The sequence below is a fragment of the Pseudomonas viciae genome, assembly GCF_004786035.1.
GTDB lineage: Bacteria > Pseudomonadota > Gammaproteobacteria > Pseudomonadales > Pseudomonadaceae > Aquipseudomonas > Aquipseudomonas viciae.
The window spans coordinates 1,589,176-1,601,358 of sequence record NZ_CP035088.1 but is presented as its reverse complement, the minus strand read 5'-3'; the positions used below and the strand labels follow the sequence as shown (position 1 = coordinate 1,601,358).

Annotated in this window: 11 protein-coding genes, 1 tRNA gene and 2 pseudogenes; 4 read left to right on the top strand and 10 right to left on the bottom strand. The window is 57.6% G+C overall.

Annotation, left to right across the window (positions count from 1 at the left end):
- Window positions 1-35: 35 nt before the first annotated feature.
- Entirely contained in the window at window positions 36-1,418 is a 1,383-nt protein-coding gene (locus EPZ47_RS07400; protein WP_135844188.1) for a glutamine synthetase family protein, read from the bottom strand.
- Window positions 1,419-1,936: 518 nt separating this feature from the next.
- On the opposite strand from EPZ47_RS07400, the gene EPZ47_RS07395 reads away from it, so the two are divergent.
- Complete coding sequence (locus tag EPZ47_RS07395) at window positions 1,937-2,869, top strand: LysR family transcriptional regulator (RefSeq protein ID WP_135844187.1); 933 nt, start codon at window positions 1,937-1,939, stop codon at window positions 2,867-2,869.
- A 3-nt stretch (window positions 2,870-2,872) separates the two neighbouring features.
- Here the strand turns inward: EPZ47_RS07395 and EPZ47_RS07390 are convergent, their stop codons facing one another.
- On the bottom strand, window positions 2,873-3,238 hold the full coding sequence (locus EPZ47_RS07390; RefSeq protein WP_135844186.1) for a 5-carboxymethyl-2-hydroxymuconate Delta-isomerase: 366 nt from the start codon (window positions 3,236-3,238) through the stop codon (window positions 2,873-2,875).
- Between the two features lie 322 nt (window positions 3,239-3,560).
- Between EPZ47_RS07390 and EPZ47_RS07385 the strand changes: the two genes are divergently transcribed.
- The 3 genes from EPZ47_RS07385 to EPZ47_RS07375 all read left to right on the top strand — a co-directional run bounded on the left by EPZ47_RS07385 (window position 3,561) and on the right by EPZ47_RS07375 (window position 5,141).
- Window positions 3,561-3,752 (top strand): YegP family protein, encoded by a 192-nt coding sequence (locus tag EPZ47_RS07385; protein ID WP_135844185.1) that lies wholly within the window; start codon window positions 3,561-3,563, stop codon window positions 3,750-3,752.
- Window positions 3,753-3,865: 113 nt separating this feature from the next.
- Window positions 3,866-4,672 carry an AraC family transcriptional regulator gene (locus tag EPZ47_RS07380; protein WP_135844184.1) on the top strand — a complete coding sequence of 269 codons (807 nt, stop codon included), beginning with the start codon at window positions 3,866-3,868 and terminating at the stop codon, window positions 4,670-4,672.
- Between the two features lie 97 nt (window positions 4,673-4,769).
- A complete protein-coding gene (locus EPZ47_RS07375; RefSeq protein WP_135844183.1) occupies window positions 4,770-5,141 on the top strand; it encodes a cupin domain-containing protein in 372 nt (123 codons plus the stop codon).
- Between the two features lie 96 nt (window positions 5,142-5,237).
- Here EPZ47_RS07375 and EPZ47_RS30745 read toward each other — a convergent pair whose 3' ends face one another.
- The 8 genes and pseudogenes from EPZ47_RS30745 to bamC form a co-directional block, all read right to left on the bottom strand.
- On the bottom strand, window positions 5,238-6,017 hold the full coding sequence (locus EPZ47_RS30745) for a methyl-accepting chemotaxis protein (RefSeq protein WP_406550158.1): 780 nt from the start codon (window positions 6,015-6,017) through the stop codon (window positions 5,238-5,240).
- Between the two features lie 78 nt (window positions 6,018-6,095).
- Window positions 6,096-6,872, bottom strand: a pseudogene (locus tag EPZ47_RS30740) (MCP four helix bundle domain-containing protein); the annotation flags it as partial.
- Between the two features lie 511 nt (window positions 6,873-7,383).
- Window positions 7,384-7,567, bottom strand: a pseudogene (locus EPZ47_RS07365) (adenylyl-sulfate kinase).
- A gap of 243 nt (window positions 7,568-7,810) precedes the next feature.
- On the bottom strand, window positions 7,811-8,776 hold the full coding sequence (locus EPZ47_RS07360) for a hypothetical protein (RefSeq protein ID WP_135844181.1): 966 nt from the start codon (window positions 8,774-8,776) through the stop codon (window positions 7,811-7,813).
- Between the two features lie 603 nt (window positions 8,777-9,379).
- Window positions 9,380-9,469: transfer RNA gene (locus tag EPZ47_RS07355), tRNA-Ser, on the bottom strand.
- Between the two features lie 83 nt (window positions 9,470-9,552).
- A complete protein-coding gene (purC, locus tag EPZ47_RS07350) occupies window positions 9,553-10,266 on the bottom strand; it encodes a phosphoribosylaminoimidazolesuccinocarboxamide synthase (RefSeq protein WP_018606833.1) in 714 nt (237 codons plus the stop codon).
- Between the two features lie 27 nt (window positions 10,267-10,293).
- Window positions 10,294-11,052 (bottom strand): MBL fold metallo-hydrolase, encoded by a 759-nt coding sequence (locus tag EPZ47_RS07345; protein ID WP_135844180.1) that lies wholly within the window; start codon window positions 11,050-11,052, stop codon window positions 10,294-10,296.
- Between the two features lie 4 nt (window positions 11,053-11,056).
- Window positions 11,057-12,172, bottom strand: coding sequence for an outer membrane protein assembly factor BamC (gene bamC, locus EPZ47_RS07340; protein WP_135844179.1), 1,116 nt, complete (start codon window positions 12,170-12,172; stop codon window positions 11,057-11,059).
- Window positions 12,173-12,183: the final 11 nt, after the last annotated feature.

Genomic DNA, 12,183 nt, shown 5'->3' with positions numbered 1-12,183 from the left:
TAAATAATTTTTTAAGTTCCGGATTTAAGCGATCGTCAGGCCTGATGCAAATACCAACGCCAGTCCTGCTCACCTACCTCGCCCATGAACTGACGGTATTCGGCACGCTTGACTGCCAGGTAAACGCCAAGGAACTCGTCACCCAAGGTTTGCCGCGCCCAGGTCGAGGCTTCAAGGGCGCGCAAGGTGGTGAGCCAATCGGTGGGCAACAGCTCCGTAGCCTGGGCGTAGCCGTTACCTTCGACCGGCGCTCCGGGGTCGCACTGTTCCCGGATGCCATGATGGATGCCAGCCAGTATCGCAGCGGCGGCCAGGTACGGGTTGGCATCAGCACCGCAAATGCGGTGCTCGATGTGGCGCGAGAAGGCCGGGCCACCCGGAACTCTCAGGCTCACGGTGCGGTTGTCCACCCCCCAGGTCGCTGCCAGCGGCGCGTAGCTGTTGCTTTGGAAGCGGCGGTAGGAATTGGCGTTGGGACAGAACATCAACAGCGAATCGAGCAAAGTGTCGAGCATCCCACCCACCGCGTGGCGCAGCAACGGCGTACCGTCAGCCGCATCGCTGGCAAACAGATTGTGGCCATCGCGATCCGCCAGGCTGACGTGCATGTGCATGCCGGAGCCCGCCAGATCATCGAACGGCTTGGCCATGAAGCACGCAAGCATGCCGTGCTTATGCGCGACGCCCTTGACCAGCCGCTTGTAGCGCACCGCTTCATCCATGGCCTGCAGGGCATCGGTACGGTGTTCAAGGGTGATCTCCACCTGCCCCGGTGCGTATTCGGAAATCGCTGTCCGGGCCGGAATACCCTGCAACTTGCACGCAGCATAAAGGTCCGCCAGGAAGGGCTCGATCTGCTCCAGTTCGCGCAAACCGTAGACCTGGGTGGCGCGTGGCCGGCCACCATCTGCATCCCGCGCCGGTTGCGGCCGGCCCTGGCTGTCGCGTTGTGCATCCAACAGATAAAACTCCAGCTCCGCCGCCATCACCGGGTAATAGCCGTCCGCCTGCAAGGCTTCAATCACCCGGCTAAGCACATACCGCGGATCGGCGATGGTCGCCGGCATGCCCTCTTGAGGGTGCATGCTGACCTGTACCGCAGCTGTGGGAATCAGCCGCCACGGCATGCGCTGCAAACTGCCACTGATGGGATAAGCCCGGCAATCGATGTCACCGACCTCCCAGACCAATCCGGAGTTTTCCACATCATCGCCATTGAGGGTCAGCCCCAGAATCGTACTGGGCAATGGTCGACCGCTTTCGAACACCGCCAGCAACTCATCCCGGTGCAACAACTTGCCCCGGGGCACGCCGTTGTTGTCGAGAATAAACAGTTCGAACAGCTCGATATCCGGGTGTTGCGCCAGGAACGCCAGGGCTTGTTGCACGGGGGCGAAAGAAAGATTGGAAAGACTCATGGGAAGGCTCGTATTGACGTGTCGGACGGGCGATGAGGCGCCGTCAGTCCGTGTTCGCCATCAGCGAACACTGTTGATGATCAACAGCAGATACGAGCATCCGGAGGACGCGCATGGCGACAATGCCAGAGCGCCCAAAAAGCCAGTTCAGAGGGCAGCGCACACAGCGAGGAGGCAACGGCAGGCGTGGATCGGCCGACCGGGCCGGGCACGGCGGATGACGAGTATTGGAATGCCGCAGGCCAATCGTCCATAAACGCATCACAGGAAATACATCCTGAAAGCGTCCCACGGCACCATGGGTCGTTAAACACTGATTTGATGGAGCTTGGATCAAGCCAGGCTAAACAATGCCCGACAAGTCAAGCGTTAGTCGGCTCCGTCGTGTTCACAACATTATCTGTCCCACTCCCGACCGTGAAACAGCCTCAACGGCATTCTCTTGGGACGATCGTTCCGCTAGGATCATCAGTCTGATTGCGCAAGATCCGCGCAAGGAGCACAGCGAGACAGAACGGATGCTGAACAGTAACGCCCTCAGAAAACTCGATATGCAAGACCTCATGGTGTTTAGCGCCGTGTACGAGCAAAGCAGTGTCACCGATGTCTCCGAGGCATTGTGTGTCAGCCAGTCGACGGTCAGTTACTGCCTCAAGAAACTGCGGAGCTGTTTCGAGGACGAGCTGTTTATCAACACTCGTACGGGCATGCGCCCTACCTATAAAGCCGAGGGCATGTACGATCATGTGCGCGCCATTTTGCAAAGCATCAACCGGTGTCATGCCGGCGCGCCGACGTTCGATCCGTCCCGCCAAGCCGTCACCTTCAACATTTGCGCTCCGGAATACTTCGAACACCTGATCCTCCCGCAGCTGCTGCAGCGCTTCGACCACGCCGACCTGCCCGTGACGGTGAACGTGCACAGGCTTGAGGCTGACATACCTGGCGAAGAACTGCGCGACGGCAGCCTGGACCTGGTGATTGGCTTCGGGCCGAGCGTGCACAGCCCCCATGCCAGTTTCAAATCCCGGCAGTTGCTGGAGGAGGACCTGGTTTGTGTCGTGGACAAACGGGCGACGCCGCTGGACGCGCAACTGAGCCTTCAGGCTTTCCTGGGGCGCCGGCACGTTTTCCCGACACCCTGGAACTCGCCCACCAACAGGGTGGATGCTTGGCTGTCACAGCAGGCCCATCAACGCCAGCTTGCCGCTCGCGCCAACAGCTACAGCGCGGCACTGAAGATGATCACCGGCACCGACTTCATCCTGACCCTGCCCCGCCGTATCCAGAAGTTGCTGGCCAACGAGGCGATCTTCAATCACCACGAAGTGCCCAAGGGGCTGCCGGGGTTTACCCTGGACATGTGCTGGAGCATGGCTGCTGATCAGGACAGCGCCAATACCTGGCTGCGCGAACAGATCATCAAGGCTTGCGCCACACGTGAAGCCTGATCGTCATTGACCGATCAAAGCCTTGGCATACGACTCTCGGTCGATGTCGAGGATCTCCACGCACAGTTGCACGCTGACCTCAGTCGGCCATGGCCCCAACTCCTGGATCACCGCCAGCAGACTAGCGGACAGTTGTTTCTTGATTTCCGGCGAACGGCCGCTCAGTAAGGCCAGCTTCACGTGTACGAAACCCCGCTCGACCAGACTCGTACCCACCCGGAAAGTCTCATGCTTCACGGCCCGGCTTTTGATATCCAATTCGGCGGCGAATTGACCGGAAGCCACTAGCGCATTGTTCAGGCGCAGCAGGGCTACCTCGGCGTTCAGGTCAGGCAGGTTGGCGGTGTACTCCATGTGCAGGTGAGGCATGTGTTCGACTCCAATTCGAAAATATGACTAGATGGTTCAGCCGTCGCAACCATACCTCGACTGGCTGCTTTCAGGCAGTTTTGTTTCGCGCTTCAAGCCTTGGGCAGCTTGCCTTGGTGTGCGCACGGTTCAACGTCACTGCGAGCAAACCTTAGTGTCAGGCCATGGCAAGAGGTCGTTTGAACGAAGCGCTGCAATTATTGGCAATAACTCATAACCATTGGAAACGTATTTGCGATAGCGAAAAAAATCAGCTTGGCTAGGCTTTGAAGCGACATGTGCACTACATGTCTTGAATGACTCAATCGCATGGAGCGAACCGATGTATTTTGAAATATACAGGCAGACCCGAGGCACCCAAAGCACCGGAAAAGGCCAATGGCGTTGGCGCTTGAGAGCCGGCAACCACGAAACGATCGCCAGCGGCGAATCCTATGTGAACAAGGCTGACTGCCTTCACGTCATCGGGCTGATCAAAAGTGTTCAGGGCGAGACGCTGGTGAAGGAAATCTAGACGGCGTCCCGCTGCGTCGACCCGCGAGCTGCTCCGGGGTGGGCAGCTTTCTGCGGCCTCAACCTGAGCCCACCAGACGGATATCATGCAGACAAAAAACGAGAGGCCGGTCAATGATTCAATCCACTCACAACCGCGACTGGCTGGTGCGGGCGCCTGAATCGAGAAAACTGGAACGCATCGAAGCCTATTTCAGGGGGCATGGCTACACCACCCACAGGCATGACACCTACGCCATCGGGATCACGCTTGCCGGTGTCCAGAGCTTCAATTACCGACACACCAAGCGCCATAGCCAACCCGGTGGAACCATCGTCCTGCACCCGGATGAAGTTCACGATGGTGAGGCGGGGACGAGTGATGGCTTTCGTTACCGGATGTTCTACATCGAACCATCAATCATCCAGCAAGTGCTGGGCGGCAGACCATTGCCCTTTATCGAAGGAGGGTTATCGAGCGATCCTCGCCTCAATATCGCTACCCGCAGGTTATTGAACAGCATGGATCATCAGCTCGATCCCCTGGAGGAAGAGGACGCCATCTACGACGTGGCTCAGGCACTGGACAGCGCGGCGGGTAACCGGCGCGGGCGGCGACTGCTTGACTATCCGGCGGCGGAACGTGCACGACTGTACATCCATGATGCCCTTGGCCAGAGCATTACCCTGGATGATTTGGTCCAGGCAAGCGGTCGGGACCGATGGAGCCTGTCCAGGGACTTTCGTGCGTTATACGGCACCAGCCCCTATCGCTATATCATCCAACGTCGATTGAATGAAGTCCGTCGCTTGGTATTACACGGCATGCCGTTGAGCGATGCCGCCCTGGCCAGTGGCTTTTTCGATCAGAGCCACATGACCCGGTTGCATACCCAGGCGTTCGGCATCTCACCGGCACGCTGGCTGAAAATGCTCAGTTGAAGACTGAGCGTGGCAAAAGCTGCACGATCATGCAATACCGCCTCCGACCAGGACAGTAAGGTGGCGCTTCCCCCCCTCACGATACGAGCATGCATCGATGACCACTCAATACTCGCCCATCAACTTCGCTCAAAAGTACGCACTGTTCCAGGAACAATGGACGCCAAAAGTCGTGGCCGAAATGAACGACTACCAATTCAAGATTGCCCGGCTCGAAGGCGATTTCGTCTGGCACAGCCATGCCGACACCGATGAAACGTTTATCGTGCTCGAAGGTGAGCTGCGGATCGACTTTCGCGACGGCGCGGTGATGATTGGCCCAGGCGAGATGTACGTCGTCAAGAAAGGCGTCGAGCACAAGCCCTGCGCCGCCCGAGAAGTGAAGCTGCTGTTGATCGAGCCACGTGGCGTCATCAACACCGGAGATGAAACCAATGAGCGAACGGCGGTCAATGATGTCTGGATCTGAGAGGCCAGCAGGACAGAGCTTCCCGCTGTCAGGGCCCGCTGACGGTCGCTGATAAACGCCGCCGCGGGCTCGATGGTGACCACGCTAGCCGCTGGCTCAGACCCGGAAGCGGCCAGTCAGCTCTGCCAGGCTCTGCGAGAGATTGGAAAGCTGCTGGCTGGCATGCATGCTCTGGGCAGAGTTCTCCGCCGCTTCGTTGGACAGGTCGCGAATGTCCGAGATGTTGCGGGCTATCTCCTCGGTGACGCTACTCTGCTCTTCGCATGCGTTGGCGATCTGTGCGGCCATATCGTTAATCCGTTGTATCGACCCGCCGGTGCCACTGAGCACCTGATCCACACTCGCGGCGCGCTCGACGCTGTCGCGGGCCTTGGTGCTACCAACGTGCATGGCTTGTACAGCCTTGGCGACACCGGATTGCAGGCGCTCAATACGCACCTGGATGTCCTTGGTCGAATCCTGGGTACGCGCCGCGAGCGCCCTGACTTCGTCGGCCACGACAGCAAAACCGCGACCCTGCTCGCCAGCCCGCGCCGCCTCGATGGCAGCGTTCAGTGCGAGCAGGTTGGTTTGCTCGGCAATGCCGCGAATCACCTCAAGTACCGCGCCAATGCTGGAGGTCTCCTGGGCCAATGCTTCGATGGTTCCCGAGGCGCTTTCCACCTCTTGGGCCAATTGGCGGATCGATTCGATGGTGCTGCTGACAACCTCGGCACCATCGCGGGACTGACTGCTAGCTTGCTGCGCGGCGTCCGAAGCACTTAGCGCGTTATGCGCCACCTCGTGCACGGCAGCACTCATCTGGGTCGCGGCGGTGCTGACTTGATCAAGAGCCGCATGTTCGCTGCTGATCAGTTTGTCATTGGTCGCGGCCATACTGGCCATGGCGCGCGCTGCGGAATCGACCTCCCCGGTAACCCGGCCCACCTCGGCAATCAGTGGCTGCAATTTGTCGAGGAAGCGGTTGAAGGCACTGCCAAGCTGGCCCAATTCGTCAGCCGAACGCACCTCGAGGCGCCCCTTCAAATCGCCACCGCCTTCGGCAATTTGTTCGACGCGGCTAAGCAATCGACGCATAGGGCTCAATACGACAAGCGGCAGGGCAACAACGACCAGGATACAGCCGAGCAACCCGACCAGCAGAATTGCGCCCTGATGCATCCCCACTTCCTCGCCATTTTCGATCGCCGCATCCCCTTCGCGATGCGACGCCTGGTCTTCCAGTTCGCCAAGCTTGTCGATCGAATCGCGCATCGCCTCGAACAGGCGCTCACTGTCACCAAAACTCAGCGTACTGGCTGCCTCTGGATTGCCCACGGACAGCTCCAGGACCTGCCGCGAAACCTGCGTCCACTTTGCAAAGGCGTCATTGAACTGAGCAACCAACGCCTGCGCTTCGGCACCCGGCTGCATCGCAGCATATTTCTGCACGCGGTCATAAGCTTGCTTAGCATTCTCCCCATGACTGGCGCTGAGTGCTTTCAGATGTTCGCCGGCATGACCATCAAGCAGGCTTCGCTCGGCTACAAAGGCCTGGTAGAGATCGCGATCAGCATTGAGCAGCAGGCTGATGGCCGGCAAATAACGCTTGGTCAGTTGCGTGCTGGACTCAGTCACCTGGTCAATGCCACGCATACCCGACCAACCCATCAGCACCAGCAACAGCGCCAGGAAAGCAATTGGCAGGGTGATTTTCCAGCGGAAGCCTAGATCGGCAAAGAACCGCAGCATGGGGTGTCACTCCTTTATCGGGGGCATGTCTTAGCTATCGGCTGAGGAGCCATCTGCTAAAGAGACATTAGCTCAATTGTCACGAACCAGTGATTTGCTACTGGGGATCAAACAATGAAATTCTGGTGGCGAGCCCCGCGTCCCACGCTTTCGAGGCCTTGACTCGGCACCAGGCGTCCAACCATGTCTATCGCCCATGACTCCTCAACCGGAAGCGCTCCAATCTCCGAACATTAAATCCCGCATCAGCAGACACCATCACATTTGAAGAGTGCAAGAAGGTCTAATTGGCGTCATTCTTGGAAAACTGTATTTACGCAAACTTCGAAAAGCTTAATATTTCCAAGCCTCGTTCATCATGCCCTGTACTCACTCGTTATTAGTTTCCCAAGCTGATAACAAGGGCTCGACGCCCTTTCACCCGCTCCAACGCAGAGAAACTCAAAAATTAATTTTCTCGCTCTTGAAGACTTCGATCACCGGTCAGCTCTTGGCAGGATGTGCTCAGCAACTATTCAACCAGTCTGCTTAGACCCACATTGGCAAAAAGCGCTGCTACCTCACTAACCCGGCGAATGCTCTCTGTTCTATCGCCTTCTGAAAAGCCGAGGTCGGCATTAAGCCCTTTGCGAACATTGTCTCCGAAGTGTGTAGCACGCGTAACCAGACCTCAGCAGATGAGCCTCCAAGGCCATTGCCAAACTCGACTTCCCGAAAGCCGAGAGGCCCGTCAACTAAAGTACAGCGCCATGGTGCCCCATGTAATGGACGAACTCAGCCTGGGTCATAGGATGGCTGACAGACGTCAAATTATGGTTATTGGCTGGCGAAGTCATAAAAATAGTCTAGCGTCTCACAAAGTTAGTTCGTCTACGCCGAGCATTCTACTTGGCATCGTTTTATTGTGCCCAGTCTAGAGCGTTACCGTTATGACCGGATCATGAGGCATCACCGCCAACTTCTGCCAAGTACCTAGATAGATATTTACTCGGAAAGGAATGGTGCTCCAGGCCCTTCAAGCCACAAATGATTTGCGCACGGCTTTTTTCAAGAAAAACCGTTGATGCCTGGCGCTTATCGATACCGACCCCGACCGCCCGAAGCGACCGCTGGCTGCGCCGCATGGAGTTCGGATCATTTTCAAGGTAATACGATAAAAAGCTGCGTTTTATCGAGTTTAAATGAGGTAGCAGAAATTGCTCTGGCTTGCCCTGTTGATCTGCCGAAAGTATTTTTACAATCCGATTTAGCACTCTCATAGCCTGAAGCTCATAGCTGGTTAGTGAGCGGTTGTGCTGAATACTCTCAGGAGAGCGGGGCCTCAGGGTAAAGCCTGCGTACCCTTCAATCATGTCGTAAAAATGAGTGGGGTCGTCACGTAATAATTCTACGGGAATAACCAGTACATTCGGCGCGCCAAAATGTGAAGAGTAAAGATCGCACAGCCTGGTATAGTTCAGAAGCTCGAGCAACAGAGCACGCCACCGCTCGACAAACACATAAGGGTTTTCAGAGGCACCTTCTTTTACTGCCTGATTGTAATAGCTATCCACAAATGACAATGGGCTTCTTGTCACAATCAGTACTTTAGCTCCGGCTAATTCACGCTTCAGCGCCGCCGCCACCAGGTTCTGGTACGTTTGAATTTCGAGTTGCGTTACGGGGCGCGGGGCCCACCCGCAGAGCTCTTCACTACTCACGAAAGTGGGGGTGTCAGCCAGCAACTGATGTGGCGCTATGCTCGACTCACCCGGCCCGCTCAGATAAGCGTTCAGAGAGGCCGAATGGACGATATTCTGTGCATAGTTGTGCCATTGCAGTACTTGCACGTCGCCCCGCTGCTGTGCCGCAGCCTGAATGTAAGTGGACGCTGCCTTGGGGAGCCCGATGTGAATAAGCTTCATTAGATATCCTGTCGGGGGAGTCTCGAACACTATCGGTGCCCCCTCATGAGTAAATTAGCTACCAGCAGAATTCTGCATGTTTGGGTTTCACCGTCGCAATCTTATCAAACGATCAGTGATGGGGGATATGAATCGCAGCCCCTTCATTTGTGCTGATCTAAATCTCACCTCCCTCCTTTCGTTCCATCCAAAACTCCGATGCCTCGGAAAACTCCATAATTCTGAACCGTAGAGCGCTTTTGACCACGTCGACTTGCACTCGTAATCCCCAAGAGGCTGTAAAAACCGAATATCCAAGAAATTGTTTTCAGACGGCCAACTTAAAATTATTCGATAGCGAATTTACCGCCTGCGCACCGTAGTTTTGGACAAGTAACGTAACCTTATCAGTCAGCACGAGCCAGTCCAGTTCGTGCCCCGGAGACAACCCCACAGCCAAACGAGTTGCGTCGGCCCGGGGAGCAGAACAATTTCGGTCACAGAGTCGCCTAGAGCGGCACGATGCCTGCGTTTTTCGCCCTAAACATACCCTAAACCAAATCCCAGACACGAAAAAGCCCCTGAAATCTTTAACAATTTCAGGGGCTTAGTCATACACAATAATGGCGGAGAGATAGGGATTTGAACCCTAGGTACTGTCGCCAGTACAACGGATTTCGAATCCGTCCCGTTCGGCCACTCCGGCATCTCTCCAGTGGCGCGCATCATACCAGCACATTCGCCGGAAGCGAACCCCCGAGCGAAATTTTTTCCGTGCTATCAGATGCTTGCGTCGATTACAGCGGTACACCCAGACGCTGGGCGACTTCTTCGTAGGCTTCGATGACATCACCGAGGCCCTGGCGGAAGCGGTCTTTGTCCATTTTCTTCTTGGTGTCCTTGTCCCAGAGACGGCAGCCGTCCGGGCTGAATTCGTCACCCAGGACGATGGAGCCGTCGCTGAACACACCGAACTCCAACTTGAAGTCCACCAGCAGCAGGCCGGCGTCGTCGAACAGCTTGGTCAGCACTTCGTTGACCTTGAGGGACAACTCTTTCATGCGGACCAATTGCTCGGCGGTGCCCCAGCCGAATGCCACGACGTGGGATTCGTTGATGAACGGGTCGCCCTTGGCGTCGTCCTTCAGGAACAGTTCGAAGGTGTAAGGGTTGAGCTTCATGCCCTCTTCCACGCCCAGGCGCTTGACCAGGCTGCCGGCGGCGTAGTTACGCACGACGCATTCGACCGGGATCATGTCCAGCTTCTTGACCAGGCATTCGTTGTCGCCCAGCAGCTTGTCGAACTGGGTCGGCACGCCGGCGGCTTCGAGTTTCTGCATGATGAAGGCGTTGAACTTGTTGTTCACCATGCCCTTGCGGTCGAGCTGTTCGATGCGCTTGCCGTCGAACGCCGAAGTGTCGTTGCGAAACAGCAGGATCAAGCGGTCAGCGTCGTCGGTCTTGTAAACCGATTTGGCTTTGCCGCGGTAGAGTTCTTCACGTTTTTCCATGATGGGCTCCGCTTGGTAAGTAGTGGGCTAGGCGATATGTCGCCAGTCGAGCCCTGAATCTTGATCGGCCAGTTGCAGCCAGTCCGGGTCGCACCCGAGGGTGTCGACAAAACATTGCCGGGCCAGCTGCGGCAGGTTGTTCTTGCTGCTCAGATGGGCCAGGACCAGGTGTTGCAGGCCTTGCCAGCCCAACTCGGCCACCAGGAACGCCGCCTGGTGGTTGTTCAAATGTCCGTGTTCCCCGCCTACCCGCTGCTTGAGGAAATACGGGTAGTACCCGCGCGCCAGCATGTCGCGGCAGTGGTTGGACTCGATCATCAACGCATCGAGATCCCGGTAGCTGTCCATCACCCTGTCGCAATATGAACCCAGGTCAGTGAGCAAGCCGAAACGCCGCTCGCCGTCACTGAACACATACTGCGTCGGCTCCCGGGCATCATGCGCCACACTGACCACGCTGATATCCAGGGCACCAATACGCAGTTGCTCGCCCCCGGCCACGAAACCGGCGGGCTCGATGGGCTTGCGCAGGCCACCCAGCGTCCCACGGCTCAGGTACACCGGCAGATTGTAGCGCCGAGACAGCAAACCCACGCCATGCACGTGATCGGCATGTTCGTGGGTCACCAGTATCGCGCTCAGTTGCGCCGGGTGCACACCCAGGCGCAACAGGCGCCTCTCGGTTTCCCGCAGGGAGAAACCACAATCGACCAGCACATAGGTGCCAGCACTGGCTACAAGCGTGCCGTTGCCCTGGCTACCGCTGCCGAGAACGGCAAAACGCATCGGATCAGCCCAGGTTATCCTGAATCACGCCCAATACCTTGCGGGCCACATCGGCCGGCGCCACGGTGTTGATGTTCTTCTCGACGGTGACCTGGACGTTGTCGCCCACCTTGCTCAGGCGAACCTGATAACGCTCGGCGCGGGCTTCAACCTCTTCCTTGTCCGGCTTGCTGCCGAACAGGCCACTGAAGAAGCCAGGCTTCTCGTCTTTCTTCTCGGCCTTCTCGGCGAGGTTGATGTAGTACAGGCCCAGGCTGCGGTTGATGTCTTCAACCCGCCACTCGCCCTGCTCCAGCGCACGACCAACACTCGACCACGCACGGTCCAGGTCGGAGCCGACGTTGAGCACCGGGTTGCCGCTGCCGTCTTCGCTCAGGCTGACGCGGCTCGGCGCATCGAACTCCTTGGACGCCAGCATCGACACCGAACCACCCTGCTCCGCGTTACGACTCATGCTGGCGAGCATGTCGTCCACCAGTGCAGCGTCGAGGCCGGTATTGACCGAACGGTTGGTGAACGCCACGTCGGCCGTGCTGCCGGCAGGACGCTCGGCGCTGACCACATAAACTTCACTGGTATTGCGCTGCACGCCTGGCTCGATGCGCACTCGCACACGGCTTTCGCTGTCGGCAGCGACGCCGGCGGCGCTCATGCGCTTGGCCATGGCTGCGGACAGCTCATCGGAACGTTGCCAGGTGGTGGTGAATTCGCCAGTCTGCGGGCGTTGTTCGTCCAGGCGGAAGCCGTTGTCCTGGAAGAACTGGATTGCCACGGGCCAGACTTCGGCCGGTGGATGCTGGGCCATGACCCAGCTTGAATCGCCACTCTTTTGCAAGGTGTAGTCGCTGGCATCGGCCATGGCCGACAGCGGCTGCGGACGTGGGACGACGTATTCGCCCTTGACGCTGTCGTCGGCCACGTTGCGCGGGATCGGCAGCAGCGGATCCAGGCGCTTGGCGACGCTGACATCAGGTGGCAGTTGCATCGGTGCAGTCTGTTGCGCTTCCAGGTAATCGCTACCACGGTCGCGGAAGTAACCTTCCGGGCCCCAAATCCATCCGCAGCCACTGGTGCTGGAGATAATCAAGGCAAGTGCGGAAAGTCCGGCCATTCGCTTCATGCGTTGTACTT